Annotated in this window: 22 protein-coding genes; 12 read left to right on the forward strand and 10 right to left on the reverse strand. The window is 37.4% G+C overall.

What is annotated here, in order from left to right:
* The first annotated feature begins 2 nt into the window (after positions 1-2).
* The 3 genes from ACFYKT_RS07870 to ACFYKT_RS07880 all read left to right on the forward strand — a co-directional run bounded on the left by ACFYKT_RS07870 (position 3) and on the right by ACFYKT_RS07880 (position 4,361).
* Positions 3-3,008 (forward strand): ATP-binding protein, encoded by a 3,006-nt coding sequence (locus ACFYKT_RS07870; RefSeq protein ID WP_389217900.1) that lies wholly within the window; start codon positions 3-5, stop codon positions 3,006-3,008.
* 77 nt (positions 3,009-3,085) lie between these two features.
* On the forward strand, positions 3,086-4,030 hold the full coding sequence (gene yhaM / locus ACFYKT_RS07875) for a 3'-5' exoribonuclease YhaM (protein WP_389217903.1): 945 nt from the start codon (positions 3,086-3,088) through the stop codon (positions 4,028-4,030).
* A 157-nt stretch (positions 4,031-4,187) separates the two neighbouring features.
* Positions 4,188-4,361, forward strand: a complete 174-nt coding sequence (locus ACFYKT_RS07880; protein ID WP_389218313.1) for a sporulation YhaL family protein — start codon at positions 4,188-4,190, stop codon at positions 4,359-4,361.
* Positions 4,362-4,417: 56 nt separating this feature from the next.
* Here ACFYKT_RS07880 and ACFYKT_RS07885 read toward each other — a convergent pair whose 3' ends face one another.
* A complete protein-coding gene (locus tag ACFYKT_RS07885) occupies positions 4,418-5,314 on the reverse strand; it encodes a peptidylprolyl isomerase (protein ID WP_389217905.1) in 897 nt (298 codons plus the stop codon).
* A gap of 273 nt (positions 5,315-5,587) precedes the next feature.
* Between ACFYKT_RS07885 and ACFYKT_RS07890 the strand changes: the two genes are divergently transcribed.
* Together ACFYKT_RS07890 and ACFYKT_RS07895 are read left to right on the forward strand one after the other, a co-directional pair.
* Positions 5,588-5,671: a YjcZ family sporulation protein gene (locus tag ACFYKT_RS07890; RefSeq protein ID WP_064503397.1), complete on the forward strand. Its 84-nt coding sequence runs from the start codon at positions 5,588-5,590 to the stop codon at positions 5,669-5,671.
* A gap of 213 nt (positions 5,672-5,884) precedes the next feature.
* Positions 5,885-5,980: a YjcZ family sporulation protein gene (locus tag ACFYKT_RS07895; RefSeq protein WP_389217908.1), complete on the forward strand. Its 96-nt coding sequence runs from the start codon at positions 5,885-5,887 to the stop codon at positions 5,978-5,980.
* A 165-nt stretch (positions 5,981-6,145) separates the two neighbouring features.
* Here the strand turns inward: ACFYKT_RS07895 and ACFYKT_RS07900 are convergent, their stop codons facing one another.
* Both ACFYKT_RS07900 and ACFYKT_RS07905 read right to left on the reverse strand, forming a co-directional pair.
* Positions 6,146-6,325, reverse strand: a complete 180-nt coding sequence (locus tag ACFYKT_RS07900; protein WP_389217911.1) for a hypothetical protein — start codon at positions 6,323-6,325, stop codon at positions 6,146-6,148.
* 182 nt (positions 6,326-6,507) lie between these two features.
* Positions 6,508-7,056 carry a DUF3267 domain-containing protein gene (locus ACFYKT_RS07905; protein ID WP_389217913.1) on the reverse strand — a complete coding sequence of 183 codons (549 nt, stop codon included), beginning with the start codon at positions 7,054-7,056 and terminating at the stop codon, positions 6,508-6,510.
* A gap of 148 nt (positions 7,057-7,204) precedes the next feature.
* On the opposite strand from ACFYKT_RS07905, the gene ACFYKT_RS07910 reads away from it, so the two are divergent.
* A complete protein-coding gene (locus ACFYKT_RS07910) occupies positions 7,205-7,540 on the forward strand; it encodes a DUF1878 family protein (protein ID WP_389217916.1) in 336 nt (111 codons plus the stop codon).
* Between the two features lie 5 nt (positions 7,541-7,545).
* Here ACFYKT_RS07910 and ACFYKT_RS07915 read toward each other — a convergent pair whose 3' ends face one another.
* Both ACFYKT_RS07915 and ACFYKT_RS07920 read right to left on the reverse strand, forming a co-directional pair.
* Entirely contained in the window at positions 7,546-8,121 is a 576-nt protein-coding gene (locus ACFYKT_RS07915) for an HTH-type transcriptional regulator Hpr (RefSeq protein WP_389217919.1), read from the reverse strand.
* Positions 8,122-8,622: 501 nt separating this feature from the next.
* On the reverse strand, positions 8,623-8,985 hold the full coding sequence (locus ACFYKT_RS07920; protein WP_389217922.1) for a YtxH domain-containing protein: 363 nt from the start codon (positions 8,983-8,985) through the stop codon (positions 8,623-8,625).
* Positions 8,986-9,168: 183 nt separating this feature from the next.
* Between ACFYKT_RS07920 and ACFYKT_RS07925 the strand changes: the two genes are divergently transcribed.
* A complete protein-coding gene (locus ACFYKT_RS07925; RefSeq protein ID WP_389217924.1) occupies positions 9,169-9,360 on the forward strand; it encodes a hypothetical protein in 192 nt (63 codons plus the stop codon).
* A gap of 44 nt (positions 9,361-9,404) precedes the next feature.
* On the opposite strand, the gene ACFYKT_RS07930 is transcribed toward ACFYKT_RS07925, so the two are convergent.
* The 3 genes from ACFYKT_RS07930 to ACFYKT_RS07940 all read right to left on the reverse strand — a co-directional run bounded on the left by ACFYKT_RS07930 (position 9,405) and on the right by ACFYKT_RS07940 (position 12,008).
* Positions 9,405-9,941, reverse strand: a complete 537-nt coding sequence (locus ACFYKT_RS07930) for a tryptophan transporter (protein ID WP_389217927.1) — start codon at positions 9,939-9,941, stop codon at positions 9,405-9,407.
* A gap of 124 nt (positions 9,942-10,065) precedes the next feature.
* Complete coding sequence (serC, locus tag ACFYKT_RS07935) at positions 10,066-11,148, reverse strand: 3-phosphoserine/phosphohydroxythreonine transaminase (RefSeq protein WP_389217930.1); 1,083 nt, start codon at positions 11,146-11,148, stop codon at positions 10,066-10,068.
* Between the two features lie 440 nt (positions 11,149-11,588).
* Positions 11,589-12,008, reverse strand: a complete 420-nt coding sequence (locus ACFYKT_RS07940) for an HIT family protein (protein WP_389217933.1) — start codon at positions 12,006-12,008, stop codon at positions 11,589-11,591.
* 673 nt (positions 12,009-12,681) lie between these two features.
* Here ACFYKT_RS07940 and ACFYKT_RS07945 point away from each other — a divergent pair.
* From ACFYKT_RS07945 to ACFYKT_RS07955, 3 genes are all read left to right on the forward strand, one after another.
* A complete protein-coding gene (locus tag ACFYKT_RS07945) occupies positions 12,682-13,422 on the forward strand; it encodes an ABC transporter ATP-binding protein (protein ID WP_389217936.1) in 741 nt (246 codons plus the stop codon).
* Entirely contained in the window at positions 13,415-14,626 is a 1,212-nt protein-coding gene (locus ACFYKT_RS07950) for an ABC transporter permease (RefSeq protein ID WP_389217939.1), read from the forward strand. Before ACFYKT_RS07945 ends, ACFYKT_RS07950 begins: the two co-directional genes overlap by 8 nt.
* A 78-nt stretch (positions 14,627-14,704) precedes the next feature.
* A complete protein-coding gene (locus ACFYKT_RS07955; RefSeq protein WP_389217942.1) occupies positions 14,705-15,430 on the forward strand; it encodes an EcsC family protein in 726 nt (241 codons plus the stop codon).
* A 25-nt stretch (positions 15,431-15,455) separates the two neighbouring features.
* On the opposite strand, the gene ACFYKT_RS07960 is transcribed toward ACFYKT_RS07955, so the two are convergent.
* Complete coding sequence (locus ACFYKT_RS07960) at positions 15,456-16,610, reverse strand: M20 family metallopeptidase (RefSeq protein WP_389218316.1); 1,155 nt, start codon at positions 16,608-16,610, stop codon at positions 15,456-15,458.
* A 406-nt stretch (positions 16,611-17,016) separates the two neighbouring features.
* Here ACFYKT_RS07960 and ACFYKT_RS07965 point away from each other — a divergent pair, with 406 nt between their 5' ends.
* Both ACFYKT_RS07965 and ACFYKT_RS07970 read left to right on the forward strand, forming a co-directional pair.
* Positions 17,017-17,664 (forward strand): phosphatase PAP2 family protein, encoded by a 648-nt coding sequence (locus tag ACFYKT_RS07965; protein ID WP_389217945.1) that lies wholly within the window; start codon positions 17,017-17,019, stop codon positions 17,662-17,664.
* Between the two features lie 148 nt (positions 17,665-17,812).
* Complete coding sequence (locus tag ACFYKT_RS07970) at positions 17,813-20,053, forward strand: AAA domain-containing protein (RefSeq protein ID WP_389217948.1); 2,241 nt, start codon at positions 17,813-17,815, stop codon at positions 20,051-20,053.
* Positions 20,054-20,084: 31 nt separating this feature from the next.
* Here the strand turns inward: ACFYKT_RS07970 and ACFYKT_RS07975 are convergent, their stop codons facing one another.
* Complete coding sequence (locus ACFYKT_RS07975; RefSeq protein WP_389217952.1) at positions 20,085-20,591, reverse strand: antibiotic biosynthesis monooxygenase family protein; 507 nt, start codon at positions 20,589-20,591, stop codon at positions 20,085-20,087.
* Between the last annotated feature and the right edge of the window lie 259 nt (positions 20,592-20,850).

Below are 20,850 nucleotides of genomic sequence, written 5' to 3' on the forward strand. Positions count from 1 at the left end.
GAATGAAAATAAGTGACCTTCATATTTATGGATATGGAAAACTTTCCAACTTGAAGATTTCAGGTCTGCATGAGCTTCAGGTGTTTTACGGAGAAAATGAAGCAGGTAAATCAACGCTTATGTCGTTTATTCATAGCATCTTATTTGGCTTCCCTACGAAGCAGCAAACAGAACTAAGGTATGAACCGAAGGAAGGAGCCAAATATGGCGGCCAATTAACAGCTATATTCGAATCCCATGGGAAGGCTGTTATTGAGCGGGTCAAGGGAAAGGCAACTGGAGATGTTCGTGTCACATTAGAGGATGGGACAGTGGGGGAAGAGGAACTTCTAAAAGATTTATTATTTCACGTAGATAAATCACTCTTTCAATCCATTTTTTCCTTTAATATTCATGGTTTGCAGAACTTCCATCAAATTAAAGCTGAAGATATTGGGAAGTTTCTATTTTCGGCAGGGACATTAGGAACAGATCAGTTAATGCGAGCAGAAAATACGATTCAAAAAGAACTCGAAATGCGCTTTAAACCAAATGGAAAAAAGCCAAGCATCAATGAGAAACTGAAAGAACTAAAGCACGTCCATCTTGACCTGAAAAAAGCTGAACACCATAATGAACAGTATTGGACTTTACTAAAGGAAAAAACAGCTTTAGAGCAAGAAATAAAGGAAAACGAAAAAGAGCTTCAATTAGCGGAGGGTGAAAAATCCCGATTAGAAGCCTGGCGGCAAATTCAGCCGATCAAAGCTGAAGAAAAGTGGTTAAAAGAAGAGTTGAGCAAGTATGAAGCTATTCAGTTCCCAACTGATGGCTTGATAAGATTAGACCGCTTGGAAGGGATGATTAAACCGCTTGAAGGGCAAATGGCTAGCCTGACGAAAAGAATAAGCAGTGTGGAGGAAGAGCTAGAGAACAATAGACCGAATGAGATGATGTTAAGGAAAGAGCCGGACATTTTGGCGGCAGTCGAGAGTCTAGCACTATTAGAAAAGCTGAAGCAAGAGAGCGAAGAGCTGACAGCCAAGCTGCAAGAAATAAGTGAGGATCAAGCAGCCGTCAATGAAAAGCTTCATTTACCTATTCAGGAAGATCAATTGTTGATGATTAATACAAGCGTCTTTACTAAGGAGAAAATCATTCATTTGGAAGAGCAATATCGACGATTAAAATCAAAAAGACTTGATCTAGACGATCGTTTTAATGAAGCTAAACAATTGCTAGAGGAAGCAGAAGACAAAATAGAGAAACTGGAACGAAATCTACTTTCTGCAAATGAGAGAGCAATACTTGAGGAAAAAGTAAAGGTTGCCAATCAAAAGGAGATAATGAAGCATGAAGTTTCAAAAATAGAAGAAAGGCTCCAATTTCTTAAATCTGCACAAAAAAAGGAAACAGAAAAGGCAAAGAAAAAGTATGCACAAGAACGTTTTCAATTCTTGCTATTTAGCTTTCTCTTTTTCATCCTCATTGTGTGGGGGATTCTAGATGCTGTGTGGCCTCTAATGATTGCTGGTGCTCTCGGAATCATTTTTTCAATGTATCTGTTCTTTAAAAAGTCATCCTCATCAGACAATCGTTTCGTTTATGAAGAAATACAGGCTTTGGAAGAAAAGAAAAAGGACTTAATGCCAAAGATGAATGCAGCAGACCTTCGTCAAGTTTCCTTTATTGAAAGCGAATTAGAGAGAGACAGAGAATTAACCAATCAGCTCCACCAATATAAGCTGCTTTGGGAGCAAAGAAATGACCAATATGAAAAGATAGTAGTAGCATTTGAATCTTGGGAGAAGGAAGTTATTGTACTTGAAAGGAAGATGCTTGAAATTGGCGGAGAACTTTCGCTTCCAAAGGAAATAGCACTTGCTCATTTAATGGATGCCTTCCAACTAATTGAACAGATAAAGGTGCTACATAGAGAGAAGAAATTAATCATTGAACGAAAAAAGTCTGTAACGGAACGTATAAAAGAAATAACGGATACAATTGCTGCTTTAAGCAATACCTTTATGGAAAGAAGCCCAGCTAATCTTCAGGAAACTGCCTATTTATTAAGAAAAACACTAAAGGAAGAAACTGAAAAGCAAATAAAAGATGGCGAAAGACGGTCAAAGCTTTTAGAGCTTGAAGAAGAGTTTAATAGACTTAGAATAGAATTAGAGCATTTCCAAAAGGAGCAGGAAAATCTCTTGAAACTTGCCAAAGCAGAGACAATCGAGCATTATCGGGAAATTGGCCATTTAGCAGAAAGTAAAGCGAAGCTAGAAGGCCAGCTAATGGAGGTTAAGAGGTTAATTAACCGAGCGCCATTTAATGAGAATGAGATGGAAGAATACATGAATCTGCCCAATCTAGAATCCAGCATTCGTGAGCATGTGGACAAGTTAAAAAATCGAAAAGAAATGCAGCCATTGTTGCAAAGCAGCCTTGCAAAGAAAAAATATGAGATTCAAGTAATTGAAGAAGGCGGAACATATGCGGAGCTTTTGCACAAATATAAACAAATGAAGGCAGAGCTAAATAAAGAGGCAAAAGAATGGGCTAAATATGCGATTGCGAAGGATCTTCTTGTTAGAACGATAGAAAGCTTTAAAAATGAGCGGATGCCCAAAATGCTAAATAAGGCAGAAGAATTTCTTGTCTTTTTAACAGAGGGGAACTATGTCCGAATATACCCGCAAAAGGAATTCAATGGCTTTTTAATTGAGAATAAGGATCATCAATTATTTGAAGTGAATGAACTAAGCCAGGCGACCATGGAGCAGATTTATGTTTCATTCAGATTGGCATTGGCTGTAACAGTATATGAGAAGTTTCCTTTTCCGATTATTATTGATGATAGCTTCGTTAACTTTGACCATAAAAGGACAGAGAAGATGATTGCTCTTTTAAAAAGCTTTACAAATAGACAAATCCTTTACTTTACATGCCATCAACATTTGCTTCCACATTTTTCAGAGGAACAGATTTTATTTGTAAACAAAGAGACCAGTCTATCGCTGCCGTATTAGTTGCGAACCACTTTTTGGGACGGAAATACGACTCAATATGGTATACTATTTTCATAAAAAGGAGAGTCGGTGAAGGGATGTCAAAGGGAATTATTAATTATGATGTTGGTGAGCAAATTGATCTTTTTTTACTTGTGAAAAATGCGACGAAAGGAATTGCCAGTAATGGCAAGCCTTTTTTGACATTAATATTTCAAGATAAGAGTGGAGATATTGAAGCAAAGCTTTGGGATGTATCAGATGGCGATGAAAAGAATTATAGTCCTCAAACAATTGTCAAAGTGACCGGGGATATATTGAATTATCGTGGGAGGAATCAGCTTAGAATCCGGCAAATACGCTCGGCGTCTCCAACTGATTCTGTTAAATTAGCGGATTTTCTTGAAACGGCCCCATTAAGTACAGAAGAAATGATGGGGAAAATAACTCAGTACATTTTTGAAATGAAAAATCCAAATATCCAAAGAATTACACGCTATTTAATTAGTAAAAATCAGAAGGCGTTTCTTGAATACCCTGCTGCAACGAAAAACCATCATGAGTTTGTGTCAGGACTTGCTTATCATGTTGTATCCATGCTTGACTTAGCTAAAGCAATTGCAGGGCTTTACCCGAGTCTTGATAAAGATCTTTTATATGCTGGAGTTATTCTGCATGATTTAGGGAAGATTATTGAACTGTCTGGGCCAATCTCTACGGTCTACACGATTGAAGGCAATCTTCTTGGTCATATTACGATTATGGTCAATGAAATTGGCAAAGCAGCTGATGAACTTTCTATTTCGGGTGAAGAGATACTCGTTCTTCAGCACCTAGTTCTTAGCCATCATGGCAAAGCTGAATGGGGAAGCCCAAAGCCTCCGCTAATTAAAGAGGCTGAAATTCTGCATTACATCGATAATCTTGATGCAAAGATGAATATGCTTGATCGGGCACTTGATAGAGTGAAGCCAGGCGAATTCACTGAAAGAGTATTTGCTTTAGACAACCGATCTTTTTATAAACCAAGCTTTCATAACTAATTTATCGCAGATTTACAGCCGTGCCCTCTTATGTGTGAGGGGCGGCTGTTTATTTTTGAGCGGATAAAATAGGTATGTGTAATCATAATTTTCAATTCTAGGCATAAATTTTAATAAAGAAGGGACAACCATTCAATAAAGGGGGATGAAAAGGATGATGACTATCCCAATTTGGGTTTATTTTGCTATCGTAGGAATTCTTATAAGTGCGTACATGGCTATTAAAACAGGGAAAGAAGAGCGAAAGATTGAGAGTGAAAGTATTGAACTTGAAGGAAAGGTCTATATGGAAAGACTTGAGAAGGAGAAAGAAGCAAGAAGAGCGGTTTAATCATCAACAAGAAAAGGTTCCCATTTTGGGGAACCTTTTCTTGTTAGATCCTGAAATTATTTCTCTGTTTCAGTATTGCTTTTTAGGATATCTTTTAAGTCTTTATCATTGATTTTTACACTTGCATCTTTCAATTCACGTTCCATAGCCTTTTCGATTTTTTCACCGTCAAGCTTAGCAACCTTCACTTCATATTCCATCTTTTCTTTCATATCTTCAAACGACTTTTTCTCTTTTTTCTCAGTTGTTTGGATAATATGATAGCCGTGCTGTGATTTAACTGGCGCACTAATTTCATTTACATCAAGCGCATAAGCAGCTTCTTCAAATTCAGGAACCATTTGTCCAGCTCCGAACCAGCCAAGGTCACCGCCATTTGCTGCTGAACCTGGATCTTCAGAATACTCAGTCGCTAAATCTTCGAATTTTCCGCCTTCATCTAGCTTTTTCTTTACTTCATCAATTTTTTTCTTAGCATCTGCCTCTGTTGTATCTTCATCAATCTTTATTAAGATGTGACGAGCTTTAATTTGTGGCTTGAAGTTATCATAGTATTCCTTAACTTCTTCTTCAGTTGCCTTAACATCTTTAATAGCTGCTTTTTCTTGCATTAAGCCTGTTTTAAATGTAGCTTTTAAATCTTCTTCATCCTTATAGCCATATTGTTGTAGTGCGAGTTCGAAGTTAGTACCAAGCTGTTGTTTTAATTCATCGACTTTTTCATTCAATTCCTCATCCGTTACATTATATTTCTCTGAAAGGACTTTTTGATAGACAAGCTCTCTTAGCGCTTGTTCACCAACTTTATCTTTCATTGCATTATAAAGCTCGTCCTTTGAAATATCACCCGCTTTTGTCTCAACAACAACATCTTTAGATCCGCTTGTGCTGTTACATGCGCTTAATCCCAAAACCCCAGCAGAAACTGTGAGGGCAATAATCCATTTTTTCATGTTGAACACTCCTATTAGTATTTATCGATTTAGATTTCACAAAACTTACTATACCACAATTATTAGGAAGAACAAAAACAATAACCTAAGGTGATTTGCAAAAAATAGGTTTTTACCTATCCCAAATCATTCAATCGGTCATATGATACAAAGAATACTTTTTACGAGGTCCTTGACCTCAGTAAGAATTTTGGATAAGTCGTGATAAATGCCTATTCGCTCGCGGCGGTTGTTGAATAGTATATGTTAGCAGCATGAAAGGAGGGTGTTCTCATGGGTGCAGGATACGGCGGAGGTTTCGCGTTAATCGTAGTATTGTTCATCTTACTAATTATCGTAGGCGCAGCTTGGTTATAAGAAGAAAAGCGTAATCGGCTCGTTCAGGGGCGACAAGGTCACCTCGAGCCCCTAGCCGATGGAGCTAGACAAAGAAAAGCGTAATCGGCTCGTTCAGGGGCGACAAGGTCACCTCAAGCCCCTAGCCGATGAAGCTGAACAAAGTAAAGCGCAATTGGAGTAAGTGATGGGATCCATTTGATCCCATTACTGTATTGGAAGGGAGGAAACAATATGTCTGGTGGAGCTGGATATGGACTTGGCGGAGGCTTTGCCTTACTAGTCGTTTTATTCATCCTTTTAATTATTATCGGAGCATCCTGGATGTAATTGGGGCTGATCCATTTAATAGTGTATAAGAAAAAGCGGAGGGCTAAATTTCCCACCGCTTTTTCTATGTAGTTAATTTAAATATCAACTGTCTGTAAATGCCCGATTGGTTTTACTAGCCGTTAGTGAGAGGGAAAGAACGCCCCCACTGTTGGAGGTTTCGCTTTATGCGTATAGAATTTCAACGAATGAGGATATCAAAAGGATAGTGACTAAAATATTGATCGTTCTAAATACTTTAGGCTGTCGTTCCTCAGGGATTTCCTTTTGAAGACAAAGGGAATTTGTCATTTTATTAATATTGTATAAAATAAAAACGGCAAAAATAATAAAAATGGAGATCATCGAAAATTCCCTCCCTTAAACTGTGAATTTTTTACGAAAAAAAGTCAGTACATTTGTATGTTACTTACAATAACAAAATTTGCTGAAAAAAGATAGTCTTTAAGACTTTGTAAGCAATCATTTGATTGATGCTTTCAAAATAATGGAAAAGGCATCCGTTTTGGACACCTAATAGAAAAATATTAAGGATTGTTGCTGCGCAGTAAAATCTCTAAGCCATCTTCATTCTCTTCAATATATGAATGATTGGGTGCAGAAAGCACATTTTTAGCACGAACTAGATCAGAAAAACAAATACCAACATGGAAAGCTAGTAAAATGGTAAAATAATGTACATAATGTGGGAAAAGAAAACATGCCCAAACTAATATGCTATTTATTACTACAAATGGTGTAAATAAAGCAATTACAAATAGCCATTTGGCAATTGGCTCACAAACTTTCGTTTGGATAATTGGAAAAAGGCCATATTTAATGGTTACCAGCTTACTTACCTTTTCCCCTAGATGGGCAATTGGTAAATAGTGAAATAGTTTATGAAGTGGATACATGATCCATAAGCTCATAATAAATAATAAGAAGTAATTATCATGGAACGAAGTCGTTCCAGCTAAATGTTGAACAGGACCATAAATAATAATAAAAGTTAATAACATTGTTAAGGAAGACATGAAGAAAAGTCTATGTGATCCGTAATGCTTGTTATAATTAATTGTCTTCCAGCAATTCATTGCATCATACCTCCATATGGAGAAAATAATATTTCCTCAAAACATACTAAAATAATGTACGATGAAAGAGCAAAAAAATCAATAGGAAAAAAACGTAGATTTTGTCGAAGAATATAAGTGGACAAATGACTGAGGAAGGAGGGCGCATGTGGATATTAATGTCTTATTGGAAAAGATCTATAAATTGGAATACCAGCAAAAATTGCTATTGAAGTTTATAGAAAATAAAAATAATCAGTTTTATAAATTAGCTGTTGAAAAATCACTTGGAGAAAAGGATGTAGAGGGATTTAAACAATTTTGTGAGAGAATGAGCATAAAGATGGAAGAACAAAAAGCGGAAGGTTTTCTATATTTTCATCCGCTTTATAAAGAATTTGAAAAATATTTACATCCTAATCTTCAAGCTGGTGAGGTAATCCATGCTTGTATTCAACAGGATTTATATACGCAATTAATGGAGGAAATGAGAAAATATCTCTAATTTATTTATACACTTTCTTGTAGGGAAGTATCTTTTTTATAAAGCTTTCCTTCTTCCTCCACAAAATCATTATCTAAGTTTGCAAATGATTTTTCGAAGATTTCCATAAAGTCATCTCCGTAAATGTTTCTAACAATAGCCATAATTTCAATGATATCAGGGAACTTCCCATAAAGATCACGCAAAGGCTTAGCACCTGTGTAGACAGCGTTTTGATTCGGATCATATGATTCCATTAGGCTAAGTAAGACATTTTCACCTTCAGTGGTCAGTTCGATATAAGTATTCCTCTTGTCGCTTTCTTTTTTAGAAAACTTCAATAAGCCTCGTTCTTCAAGTTTCTTCGAAAAGTTAAATGCAGTTGATACATGCATGACACCAAATTTTGCAACATCTGAAATAGATGCCCCTTTTAAATGATAGGAAATCCATAAGATATGATGTTCGTTAATATTCAAATCATAAGGCTTGATCCACTGCTGCCAATCCTTTTCAATTGTTTTCCAAAGTGCTTTACTCAATTGGGCGATTCTTTGACTAAAGATCATTGCTTCTTTCATCGAATATAGTTTATCGTTCATTCGAATTCTTCACCTACTTTTTATGGTCTAATAACATTATGCCAATAAAACAAAAATTAATAAAGATATAAATTTACTAAATTTTTAGAAATTACTTCATATAATTATATTTGAACCTTTTTGAAAGGGATACAGAAAATTTGAAATGTAGGTTCTAAGAAATAATTTAACAAAAAAAATCTTGTAAAATGCGGGTTCACTTTATTAATATATTTGTTTTCGGCTAAAAAAGAAAAAATCCTTCTTTTTTTAACAAAGAAAGGATTTTTTATTTGTTTAGCTCTGTTAAATAGGCCTGTTGATTTCCGCTCCAGGCACTCCCTTTCCGCGGGGGGGGGGCGATGAGCCTCCTCGGGGCACAAGCTCCTGTGGGGTCTCATCTGTCCCACATCTCCCGCAGGAGTCTCGTGCCTTCCGCTCCAATCAACAGGGTGCAAAATCAACAATTAGCTTTAATACAGCCATTTGTTTAGGAAGCTTTATCAAAATTATTGTAGTTTTTTAAGCTTTTTGCCCGTTTAAGTTTTTTTCAAGTTCTTGGAGGGCCGATTCAATAGCTTGTAATTCTTTTTGTAGCTCTTGTTGGTGGGGAAGGATTTCTTGCTTCCAGTTTTTTATTGAATGGGTCACATCTGATGAAAAAGCAGTAATTCCTTTTCTTCCCTCTTTGGAAGCTGTGATTGCTGTATCCTTTAATTGAATTAGTTTATGATTGAGTTCGGAAATTTGATTTTGTAAGTTTTCTTTTCTTTGCTGCATACATCTCAAAGTGTCTCTTCCAGAAGCTGGAGCTGTTAACAATGTACTTATTCCAGCTGCTGCAGCACCTACCATAAATCCAAACAATAAAGATTTTGCCTTCATTTTACTTTCACCTCTTTTAGTTCTCTTTAGTATAGATTTTACTACATCTTTAAGATAAATCCCTCATAAAATTGTGAAGGATTTATCGCAGATTTAATATGGTACATATGGGCAGAAGGATAAGCATACATTTAATTAATTGAATAATACGGATAGTTTATTAAAGGGAGTGAATTGGCCGATATGTCAGGAGTAACAGCAGGAATATTTACGATAGGAACTTTGTTAATAGCAGGTGGTGTTCATTTCTATTTAGCGATAAAAAAACCAGGTGTATACCCGCCGAAATATATATTAAAAAGGAGAGCAGCTGCTTTTGCGGCAGGGGGAATCGGGTTTATGCTGCTTGGTGTGATCATGCATAGCTTCAAATAAAAAACCCGCTGCAGCGGGTTTTTCTATTTCTATGAACTGATATATTATCTTGTCTTTATGTGTAAGGGCTGTTCGTTAAGTTTTGTTCTTTTAATAATGGTTTGTGCAATTGGGTAGAGCACAACCATTGTAATTGTATTGACAATGGTTGCCGGCAATACGACTCCAGCAAATAATGCTGCAAAAGGGCCAGGCAATCCAACGATAAAATAAGCTGATGTTAAAAAAACAACTCCAGAAATAAGGGTGCCAATCGCAGTTAAAATAGAAGCACTAATGATTGACTTTCGATATTTCTTAAGTACAAGGAATAATCCAAAAAATATCGCAGCAGTTACTGGTTTATCAATGATATTTGGTATCAGTCCACCAGGGAAGGTGGTTGTTAACCCTGAAATTAACCCTGTTGTTAAAGATAGTAGTAAAACGCTTTTTCGATCTGGAAAAAGAATAATCCCTAAAAACATCATTGTTAACATCATGTCAGGCTTCATCCCTGCACCAAAACCAGGCATAACAGCATGCAGTACGGCTCCCATTCCCACCAAAAGGGATAGGGCTACAAGATTTTTCGTATTCATTTCTCATCTCTCCTCTTCTCATCTCAACTATTTTGGTTTCTCCTACAGTGCTCTCTATGCCTGCAGCGAAAAACTTGTAGTTATTGTATCATAGATTTGATCAAAAGGGGGAATTAATTTTCAGTTAACTTAAATTCCTGAATTTTTTCATAAACTCAGCTAGTCGATGCACATATTCTAATGGCATTGCATTGTAAATGGAGGCACGGCATCCACCAATAGAACGATGTCCGTTTAGACCGATGAACCCTTCCTCTTTTGCTTGATGGAGAAAGCGATTGGCTAACTCTTGATTGTCAAGATTGAAAGTGACATTCATTTTTGACCTATTTTTTTTATCAGCATGTCCTACATAAAAATGACTGCTGCTATCAATGGCATCATATAAGATGTTTGCCTTTTCTTTATTTTTATTTTCTAATGCTTCTAAGCCACCTTGTCTTACAGCCCATTCAAGTACAAGCTTTAGTAAATAGATCGAAAGGGTAGGGGGAGTGTTGTATAGGGAGTTATGTTTTGCATAGGTGTTGTAATTTAGCATTGTCGGCAAAAGACTGTTGTTTGATCTGGCTAGAAGCTCCTTTTTGATTATTACAACTGTTACTCCTGATGGACCAAGGTTTTTTTGTGCACCAGCATATATTAGATCAAAGTTTTCCATTGAGATAGGTCTGCTAAGAATATCACTTGACATATCAGCGACTAAAGGGACCTTTTCATTCGAAGGAAAATGATGCCATTGTGTGCCATATATCGTATTATTGCTCGTTATGTGGAGATAGGCTGCATCCTCTGAAATCTCATTGATAATATTTGGAATGGACTTATATTCTTGCTCTTTGCTTGATGCGGAAATGAATGTTTGCCCAATTTTTTTTGCTTCCTCCCATGCCTTTTCCGACCAAGCTCCAGTTAATATGTAGTTTCCTGTGCTTTCTTTCGTTAACAGGTTCATTGGTACCATTGAGAACTGTAAGCTTGCTCCACCTTGAAGAAAAAGAACTTCATAGCTGCTAGGGATGGATAGGAGTTCACGCAATAATACTTGGGCTTTTTCATGAACTTCTTCGTATTCATTGCTTCTGTGACTAAGCTCCATTACGGCCATACCAGTTCCATTAAAATTAAGCCAGTTCTTATTTGCCTCCAATAATACTTCTTCTGGTAACATGGCTGGACCTGCATTGAAATTAAGTGCTCGGTTCATTTGTTTACCCCTCCATATAAAGATAATTCTATCCTAACAAAAAAGTTTTCATTGTACAGATGTTATTGTGAATATTTAGAAAATATATTAAATGAAAGGCTGTTTTCGCAAATATTGTTGCTATTGGAAAATTTAATTTGTAGAGGTTGATTTCCGCTCCAGGCATTCGCTTTCCGCGGGGTGGGCGCTGAGCCTCCTCGGCGCTAAAGCGCCTGTGGGGTCTCAGCTGTCCCACTACTCCCGCAGGACGTTGAATAGGCTTCTTGAATGAACACCGCACGAGGAAATGCGGATGCATTTTCGAGGAGTCTCATGCCTTCCGCTCCAATCAACGAAGTTTTTTGTCAACTGTATTCTTTTTCAAAACTTATTCAAACAACAATTAAAAAAAGTGACTAAATAAAAAAGACTTCCCTTAGGAGGAAGTCTTATTGATGTGATTATATATGACTTTTAATGCCATTAGCTAATTCTTGCAAATCTGCTGGGCTATAGTCAGATTGATGTGATTTCCAAACGGCACCGAAGCCATCTCCGTTTCCGTATCTTGGTATTAGGTGCATATGATAGTGGAAAACAGTTTGACCAGCGAGCTCACCAGTATTTTGGACGATATTCATTCCAACTGGGTTGAATTGTGCTTTTATGGCATTAGCAAGCTGTGGGACTACTTCAAAAAGATTCCGTGCGGCTTCTGGACTTAAATCAAAGATGTTTTCATTATGTACTTTCGGAATAATTAATGTATGACCCTTTGTTACTTGGCTAATATCAAGAAAAGCCACTACATGTTCATTCTCGAAAACCTTGGCTGACGGTATTTCTCCATTGACTATTTTACAGAAAATACAATCGCTCATTAGAAACAACTCCTAAATTTTGACGTTTTCCTTATATTATCATATTTATAAAAATGTTAAAAGGCAGGATCCGCGTGGAATCCTGCCCTCGTGAAGGGGAAAGCTTCGTTTTAAGACGTTTCTACTTCAGGTTATTCTCTTTGATAAACACCTCATTTATTATGAATGATTGTGTTTAATTCTAGAGACTTTCGATCTTTGTTCAAGCTGACCATCCCCTAATCTCTTTATATGTTTTTAGGCGTATAAAGCAGGTTATTGTCTTTTACAAACACCTCATTTAAAAAGTGATTGTTAGACCACCATCGAAGTTAGGCGATCAAGGCTTAAGATCCTTTGGTTCATTCAGCAGTGTAGCCCAATGTAACCATCCCCTTAGTATTAGGAACGTTTGAAGCTATTCATGAAAGAGAACTTTGCTGTCTGCGACAGACACCTCATTTCAAGTTTTGATAATTTTTTATGTTATCAAATGGCTTGTTTCCCCTTCATAGATTAGAATGTCCGCTTTTTGAATTTCATATACATGAATGAATTAATTTTTTTTATCATTTAGGTTAGATAAGAAATCAGCCCACCAACTTATCTCACTTCCAATCTCTTGCTTCCAGATTGGACAAGTAGCTGCGGCGTTTCTTACAATAGAAATAACAAATACGGAAGGACGTTGAATATGGCTCTTTTGGAAATAAAGAATATAACAGGTGGCTATACAAGGAATCCGGTGCTGAAGGATGTTTCTTTTGAAGTGGAAGAAAAAGAAATCGTTGGCTTAATTGGATTAAATGGAGCTGGGAAAAGTACGACAATTAAACATGTGATAGGCTTGATGGAGCCACAGAGTGGAGAAATTACGATTAATGGAAATACGTTTCATAAAGATAAAGAAGGATACCGCAGACAATTTACATTTGTGCCGGAAACACCTATTTTATACGATGAATTAACGCTTAAAGAGCATTTGGAAATGACCGCAATGGCTTATGGCATTCTGCCTGGAGAATATAAGGAGCGAATGGAAAAGCTTCTGAAGGAATTCCGAATGGAAAAAAGATTAAAATGGTTTCCTGCCCATTTTTCAAAAGGCATGAAGCAGAAGGTGATGATTATGTGTGCGTTTTTAGTTCAGCCTTCTCTTTATATTGTTGATGAGCCGTTTGTTGGACTTGATCCACTTGGAATTCAATCCTTGCTTGATCTAATGAAAAAAATGAAAGAGAATGGGGCCGGCATTTTAATGTCGACTCATATATTAGCAACAGCTGAAAGATATTGTGACAGGTTTGTTATTTTGCATGAGGGTAAGGTACGGGCAAAAGGGACATTGGCTGATTTAAGAAAGCAATTTTCTATGCCGGATGCAACATTGGATGATATTTATATTCAACTGACAAAGGAAGAAGATTATGTTTGATGAGAAGAAGTTATGGAAAGAGCGGTTTAGTCAGACAAGTAAGGAGTTAAGCCGCTACTTACGATATATTTTTAATGGACATATTGTCATTGTGATGGTTTTTTTATTGGGAACAGCAGCTTTTTATTATCAAGAATGGTTAACAACGATTCCAGAACAATTTCCGGCTGCGATTATTATGGCAATCGTACTTGCTTCCATTCTAACGTATAGCCCCATTTTTACTTTTCTTACTGAGGCTGATCGAATTTTTCTGCTGCCACTTGAAAATAGGCTTCAAGGCTTTTTTAAACGTTCAATGGTTGTCAGCTATTTATTTCAGGCTTATTTGCTTATCATGGGGCTAGCTGTTTTTATGCCAATGTATGCAAGGATAAATGAGGGGGATTTTCAAGCCTTTTTGCCGTTTTTCACAGCAATGTTGGTCATTAAGGTGATGAACCTGCTTATTCGCTGGAAGGTCCAATACTATGTTGAAAAAAGTGTTCATCTTACAGATTCTTTGATACGCTATGCAGTCAATGCTGTTTTTTTATTTTTCCTTTTCTCGAATGAAAGTTTGTTATTGCTGCTTCCAGAGGTATTCCTCTTAATCCTCTTGCTTCTCTTTTATAGGAATAGTACGAAGGAAAAAGGGTTGAAGTGGGAGTTTTTAATTGAGCAAGAAGAAAGAAGAATGACTTCCTTTTATAGGCTAGCTAATATGTTTACAGACGTGCCGAATTTGAGAGATCGGGTAAAAAGACGTCTATGGCTTGATTGGTTATTTAGCAAGCTTGAATATGGGCAGAAAAATACGTTTAGTTATCTATTTATCAGAACCTTTTTACGGGCTGGAGATTACTTTGGTCTATTTATCCGCTTGACCATCATTGGTGCAGCAGGTATTTATTTAATTTCATTTGGATTCGGGCAGATTTTGCTCATTTTGCTCTTTATGTATTTAACCGGGTTCCAGCTAGTGCCACTTTGGAATCACCATCAGCATAAGCTATGGGTGAAGCTGTACCCAGTTGATGAAGAGCTGAAGTCGAAATCGTTTAAGCAGCTTTTATCGAAAATATTGTATGTACAAGCCTTTTTATTATCAATCGCTGTTTTGGTTAAGGGAGAAGGAGTGATGGCATTAATCGCTCTTATTGCCGGAGTGGGATTTGCTTATTTCTTTACCAATATCTATATTCAAAAGAAGCTCGCATCCTAATTTATTCCTTCATATGTTGAAACCTTTTTCTTGTGTTTAACGTAAAGAATTAAACTGAAAGAAAAGGCAGGGTAGCTTATGAATGAATATGAATTAGCAGCATTTCGCGAAGTAGAAGAATGGAAGCGCAAAATGGTCAAGCGATCCAGTCTTTTGAATAGACTTTCCAAAAAAGCTCAAACAAAAATGAATAACTTAATTCCAGATAAAGTTCATCAAATCATGACGGAAAGTATAAGCAGTATGGTAAAAGCAACTCTTATAGGCTCCAATTTAACAACTAGAAAGAACCAATTTTCCTTGGACTCGCTTGCAGAGATGGATAACCAATTAGCTAAAAAACTGGACACCTATCGAAAAACCGCAATTGTCGAAGGAGCAGGTACTGGAGCAGGTGGATTGCTTCTCGGTTTAGCAGATTTCCCGCTGCTATTATCGATAAAAATGAAGTTTTTATTCGAAGCTGCGTCTGTTTATGGTTTTGACACAACGAACTATGAAGAGCGTATATTTATTCTCCATGTATTTAAGCTTGCCTTTTCAAGTGATGAGAATAGAAGAGAGGCATTGCAAATTGTCGAGGATTGGGATGATAGTAAAGAAAAATACATGGAAATGAATTGGCAAGAATTTCAGCAAGAATACCGTGATTATATCGATTTTGTTAAAATGCTTCAGCTTGTACCAGGCATTGGAGCAGCGATAGGCGCTTATGCAAATAATAATCTATTGGAGCATTTAGGTGAGGTAGCAAAGAACGCCTACCGGATGCGCAAATTAAAAATAGCCCCTAAACCAGATTAAACTAGGTTAGGGGCTATTTTTAAATTTAGCTGATGGCCTGCTTGATTTTTTCAGAAGCGTGATAGTTAATGGCTGCTGAACCAAGTGTTTTAGCTGCTATTAACATGGCCTTCTCATCAATATCAAATTTAGGATGATGATGCGGATAGTTTTCATCTGTATATTCAGGTTTTGCACCAGTAAAGAAAAAAGTCCCTTTTCTATGTTGGAGATAGTAGGCAAAATCCTCTCCTCCCATATGTGGCTCCGTTTCCTCAATACGAGTAACACCGTCTATCTGTCCTGCGCAAGTGACTAAGTAGTCCGTTTCCTCTTTATGGTTGACAACTGCTGGATAGCCTTTTGCGTACAAATAGTCATATGTACTATCTGCTGTGTAGCATGTTCCTTTCGTAATCCTCTCAATTTCACCCTCAATAAATTCGCGGACCTCTTCATTAAATGTTCGAACAGTCCCAATTAGCTTTGCTCTGTCAGCGATCACATTAAAGGCGTTGTCAGCTACGAAAGAACCGACAGTAACAACGGCTGAATCAATTGGATTTACTTTTCTGCTTACGATTTGCTGAAGATTAACAACTAATTGAGAAGCTGTTACAATTGAATCTTTTGTTCTATGTGGCTGTGCACCATGTCCGCCTTTTCCTTGAATAGTGATTTCAAACCTATCAGCAGCGGCCATGACTGGGCCGACACGATATTGGATTGTTCCTGTTGGCTCAGAAGCCCATAAATGGGTGCCGAAAATCACATCCACTCCTTCTAAGCAGCCATCCTCAATCATCGAAATAGCTCCGCCTGGTGCATACTCCTCTGCATGCTGATGGATCATCACATACGTTCCTTCTAATTCATCACGCAATTCATGCAAGGCTTTTGCAAGCACGAGTAAAGTGGCTGTATGTCCATCATGGCCGCAAGCATGCATGACACCTGGGACAAGTGATTTATATGGAACATCTTTTTCGTCCTGAATGGGCAATGCATCAAAATCTGCTCTTAATGCGACTATTTTTCCTGGAAGGCTTCCATAGATTTTAGCGACGACTCCATTCCCGCCAACATTTCCTCTCACTTCAATTCCTAAATCTTCATAAAAACTTTTAATATAAGCAGCGGTTTTTTCTTCCTTAAATGATAATTCTGGATTCTGGTGGAGATGTCTTCTAATCGAAACCATGTCTTCATAATAACTTTCTAACTTATCAAATAATTTACTCAACCTTTTCTCCTCCTTAAGTATAATTTTTTGATTATTATAACATTATTATCTAGTCTTATGTGGGGTATATTGGTAAAAGATCTTAATTGCGTAAGGATGTTTTTTCAAGCATTGTTGTTTTTTAACACGAAAAAGGTAGAAGTTGATTTCCGCTCCAGGATGCTCCCTTTCCGCGGGGTGGGCGGGGAGCCTCCTCGGAGCATTCGCTCCTGCGGGGTCTCACCTGTCCCACTACTCCCGCAGGAGTCTCGCACCTTCCGCTCCAATCAACTAATCTTAATTGTAAGCGACTATCACTAACACAATTTATTCAAAAAACAACCTTGTTTAAAGATGACAATAGTGAGAAAAAGGAGTAATTAAAGTGGAGTTTAGAAAATCAAAAATAACATTTTTATTATTAATTATAGCTGCATGCATTTCTATTTACTTTTGGATAGCTGTAAAAAGTGGCGATCCATTAGGTTTTGATCAATATATTTCAAATTTTGTTACCGGAATATTTACGGATTTTTCGTATCCATTTTTTAAATTAATGGATTGGTTAGGCTCTAAACTCGGTGTTGGGATTATTAGTCTAGTCTGCATTTTTTGGCTATGGGTTAAAAAGGGGAACTATTTAGCGATGATCGTACTTGCTTTTGCTGTTGTTTTTGGAAATGAATTAAATAGGTGGCTAAAGAATATCGCAGGAAGACCCCGTCCTGATTTGGAGCATATGGTGACGGTAAAAAGTCTAAGCTTTCCAAGTGGCCATGCCATGATGGGAATGATACTTTACTTGATGATAGCTTATTTTATAATGATTGATCTGGAATCAAAAGCTGTAAAATGGCTAACAGGAGTTCTTTTAGTGCTGTGGATTCTCTTAATGGGAATAAGCAGAGTAGTGATGCAAGTCCATTATCCATCAGACGTTACTGCTGGTTTTGCGATGGGATTTATTTGGGTATTCATTTGGATCACTATTTATGAAATGCTATCTACGAAAAAAAAGTATAGGCATTTTTAAAATATTATTGTTTACCATGCTTAAGGCTACTGCAAGCCATCCTTTCTTTTTAATGGATTAAAAAAAGACTACAATGGTAGTATACCATGTTGTAATAGAAAATTTAGGGATCATAAATGAATATTTCTCGAGTAAAGGAAGTTTGGTAATGACTACAACATTGACTTACATAAAAGTTTGGCAAAAGGCATTAAAAGCTGAGATTCAGCATTTGAAAAATGAAGGCAGTACAAGGTATTTGCTGCTGAATGGGCGTTTGCTTTCAAAAGAAAATGCCTATATCTATTTTTTTGATACTCCTTCATCAATAAAAATACCTGTCGGTTCGATTGTCAGAATGGAATGGGGAAAAAAGCTTGCGGATGGTCGTATCCTTTCATCAGAAGGAAGAAGTGTCATCATTGAAATAAAGGAAAACTTAGGTCCCACTTTATCTGAGAGTTATATGCTTTATGATCCATGGGAGCTGCTTGATCAGCTTTTTCAGCGACTGGAGGATATGAAGGAGAGCAAGCGGAAAAGGGGAAGGATCAAAAAGCTGATGGATCCATCCATGCCTGCGAAACATCCAACTGATAATATTAAATCAAACGTTCATGAACTCATACTTCGCTCGAAGTACAATCCTGTCACTTTTGTATGGGGACCTCCAGGAACAGGGAAGACTCATACGCTTGCTAGAGTTGTTGCCAATAAATATTTAAAGGATGCTCGAGTGCTCGTTCTTTCTCATAGCAACCAGGCAGTCGATGTACTTATGGCGGAAGTTTCTATATTTGTTGAAAAAAAAGGTCATTTACGAGAGGGAGACCTGCTAAGGTATGGTTCACAAGCAGGGGAAGCGATTCAAAATCGGCCGTTTTTAACGGCAAGTCATCTCATTGAAAAACATCATTCAAATTTGGCAGAAAACAAGGAAGCTTTAATAGAAGAACGTAGGTTTATTAAATTGGACTTGTCTAAATCCTTTAGTAAAAGAGACTCTGATCGTCTTCTAGACATTGAAAAAAAGCTAGCGGCTGTACTTGAAAAGGTCCGTCAAAAAGAGCTGCAATTTTTACAAGATGCAAAGATCATTGGAACAACCTTGGCAAAGGCAGCCAATGATCCAGCTATTTACGAAAAGGAATTTGATCTTGTAGTTGTAGATGAAGCAAGCATGGCCTATGTACCTCAAACAGCGTTCGCTGTTTCACTTGCCAAACGGGCCATTATTTGTGGAGACTTTAAGCAGCTTCCGCCCATTGCATCTGCACGTCATCCGCTTGTTAGCGAATGGTTAAGAGAGGATGTTTTCCATAAATCTGGCGTTTCGGAGTGGGTAAACGAAGGAAAGCTGCATCCACATTTATTTCTTCTTAAAGAACAAAGGCGAATGCATCCGGAAATTTCCTTGTTTACAAATAAATATATTTACCATTCATTGGTAGGGGATCATAAAAGTGTACTGACATCAAGGCAGGATATCTCAAGGAGATTGCCCTTTCAAGATAGAGCTTCTATTCTTCTAGACACATCAGGTGCTGGAGAGTACTGCATAACAGAACGTTTTTCAAAATCAAGAATTAACTTATGGCAGCTTCTTTTATCTTTTCAACTAGTACATGAGGCATATGTTGGTGGAACCAGGTCTATTGGCTATGTCACCCCTTACCGTGCGCAAGCGGTGCTCCTAGAACAATTGCTCAATGAATTGTATGAAGAGGAGCTTGGTGAGGCAGATATTGTTGCGGCTACCGTTCATCGCTTTCAAGGAAGTGAACGAGATGTGATGATTTTCGATACAGTGGATAGTGAACCACAGGATCGTGCAGGAATGCTTTTAACTGGAAAAGAGAGTGAGAGGCTGTTGAATGTCGCGATTACGAGAACAAAAGGGAAGTTTATCCATCTGTGCAATCACAAATTTGTCCGCAATCGGGTGTATCGTAATAAAACTTGGCGTCATCTTGTTGAACATCAGCTTACGCTTGGAAAAGCAATCGGTCCAAGTGAAATCGGCACATGGATAAAAAATCAGCATCCAAATCTGCAATGGATGTATGCAAGAAAGCTAGAACAAGTGAAGAAAGACATCAGTACAGCAAGCAAAACAATCATTGTCTCACTTCCAGATGGCGGTTTATTAACAGAAGAATGGATAGGAATATTAAATAAGAGAGAAAAAGGAACAAAATTGACTTTGCTGGCAAAGAATCGGGTCGCCGGACTTAAAAGTGAGAAAGAAAAATCGGAGCCATTCCCATTTCCGCTGATTATGATTGATAATCAATTACTTTGGCTCGGTTTGCCGATTGAAGCTAATAGACATGCAGAACCGCCCTTCATCGCTGCCAGACTAGACTCTAAACGGATAGTTAGCTATCTTCTGTCATATATAAATGAATGAAATTGGATGGCTAAATGATGACCATCCATTTCTATTTTTCTTCTGGGATGAAATATTTTGTTATATAGGAAGAACCTATTAATAGCTGTGCTGTTTTGAAAGATAGATTCATTTCCACTTCATTCATGAACATATCATAGGAAGCCGAATGCTCCCAATCCATGTATGCCTTTTCATTTTGCCATAATGTAAGGACAATGTAGGTATCTGATTTAAGCGGCTGAAGGATTCGGATCGCTAAAAACCCCTTGAGATTTTGGAAAAGATTTTTTATATTTTTTAGACGGTATTCGAACAAAGGTCTTTCTTCCTCTGTTACGGGTATATTATTCATGACAACGTAGCCTCTATTTTCGAGAGGACCAAAAGAATCAAGGACTTGGAAGGACCTTGGTGTATTAAATACGGATGATTTTGTTGTCTCGTGCAATAATACGGCATTGTCGATATTTTGCATGAGGATCATGGACTCAGCTAAATGTTTTTTTTTCATTTTAAATAAAAAATCGAAAGTTCCGCTTGTCAAATGGATGTTCATTCCGTTCATCCCTTTCACTTATAGTTTCTAATACTATACTATATTTTGCTAAGTCTATTCTTGCAAACATTACAGTTAAATAAACATTTTTTGTAGAGGTTGATTTCCGCTCCAGGATGCTCCCTTTCCGCGGGGTGGGCGCTGAGCCTCCTCGGAGCAATCGCTCCTGCGGGGTCTCACCTGTCCCACTACTCCCGCAGGACGTTGAATAGGCTTCTTGAATAGACACCGCACGAGGAAATGCGGATGCATTTTCGAG

This window comes from Cytobacillus mangrovibacter (assembly GCF_042865275.1).
Lineage (GTDB): Bacteria > Bacillota > Bacilli > Bacillales > Cytobacillaceae > Cytobacillus > Cytobacillus mangrovibacter.

Coding starts and splice junctions, on each gene's coding strand:
- ACFYKT_RS07870 (WP_389217900.1), top strand. CDS start 3: ATGAAAATAAGTGACCTTCATATTTATGGATATGGAAAACTTTCCAAC.
- yhaM (WP_389217903.1), top strand. CDS start 3,086: ATGTCAAAGGGAATTATTAATTATGATGTTGGTGAGCAAATTGATCTT.
- ACFYKT_RS07880 (WP_389218313.1), top strand. CDS start 4,188: ATGACTATCCCAATTTGGGTTTATTTTGCTATCGTAGGAATTCTTATA.
- ACFYKT_RS07885 (WP_389217905.1), bottom strand. CDS start 5,314: ATGAAAAAATGGATTATTGCCCTCACAGTTTCTGCTGGGGTTTTGGGA.
- ACFYKT_RS07890 (WP_064503397.1), top strand. CDS start 5,588: ATGGGTGCAGGATACGGCGGAGGTTTCGCGTTAATCGTAGTATTGTTC.
- ACFYKT_RS07895 (WP_389217908.1), top strand. CDS start 5,885: ATGTCTGGTGGAGCTGGATATGGACTTGGCGGAGGCTTTGCCTTACTA.
- ACFYKT_RS07900 (WP_389217911.1), bottom strand. CDS start 6,325: ATGATCTCCATTTTTATTATTTTTGCCGTTTTTATTTTATACAATATT.
- ACFYKT_RS07905 (WP_389217913.1), bottom strand. CDS start 7,056: ATGAATTGCTGGAAGACAATTAATTATAACAAGCATTACGGATCACAT.
- ACFYKT_RS07915 (WP_389217919.1), bottom strand. CDS start 8,121: ATGAACGATAAACTATATTCGATGAAAGAAGCAATGATCTTTAGTCAA.
- ACFYKT_RS07920 (WP_389217922.1), bottom strand. CDS start 8,985: ATGAAGGCAAAATCTTTATTGTTTGGATTTATGGTAGGTGCTGCAGCA.
- ACFYKT_RS07925 (WP_389217924.1), top strand. CDS start 9,169: ATGTCAGGAGTAACAGCAGGAATATTTACGATAGGAACTTTGTTAATA.
- ACFYKT_RS07930 (WP_389217927.1), bottom strand. CDS start 9,941: ATGAATACGAAAAATCTTGTAGCCCTATCCCTTTTGGTGGGAATGGGA.
- serC (WP_389217930.1), bottom strand. CDS start 11,148: ATGAACCGAGCACTTAATTTCAATGCAGGTCCAGCCATGTTACCAGAA.
- ACFYKT_RS07940 (WP_389217933.1), bottom strand. CDS start 12,008: ATGAGCGATTGTATTTTCTGTAAAATAGTCAATGGAGAAATACCGTCA.
- ACFYKT_RS07945 (WP_389217936.1), top strand. CDS start 12,682: ATGGCTCTTTTGGAAATAAAGAATATAACAGGTGGCTATACAAGGAAT.
- ACFYKT_RS07950 (WP_389217939.1), top strand. CDS start 13,415: ATGTTTGATGAGAAGAAGTTATGGAAAGAGCGGTTTAGTCAGACAAGT.
- ACFYKT_RS07955 (WP_389217942.1), top strand. CDS start 14,705: ATGAATGAATATGAATTAGCAGCATTTCGCGAAGTAGAAGAATGGAAG.
- ACFYKT_RS07960 (WP_389218316.1), bottom strand. CDS start 16,610: ATGGTTTCGATTAGAAGACATCTCCACCAGAATCCAGAATTATCATTT.
- ACFYKT_RS07970 (WP_389217948.1), top strand. CDS start 17,813: ATGACTACAACATTGACTTACATAAAAGTTTGGCAAAAGGCATTAAAA.
- ACFYKT_RS07975 (WP_389217952.1), bottom strand. CDS start 20,591: ATGAACATCCATTTGACAAGCGGAACTTTCGATTTTTTATTTAAAATG.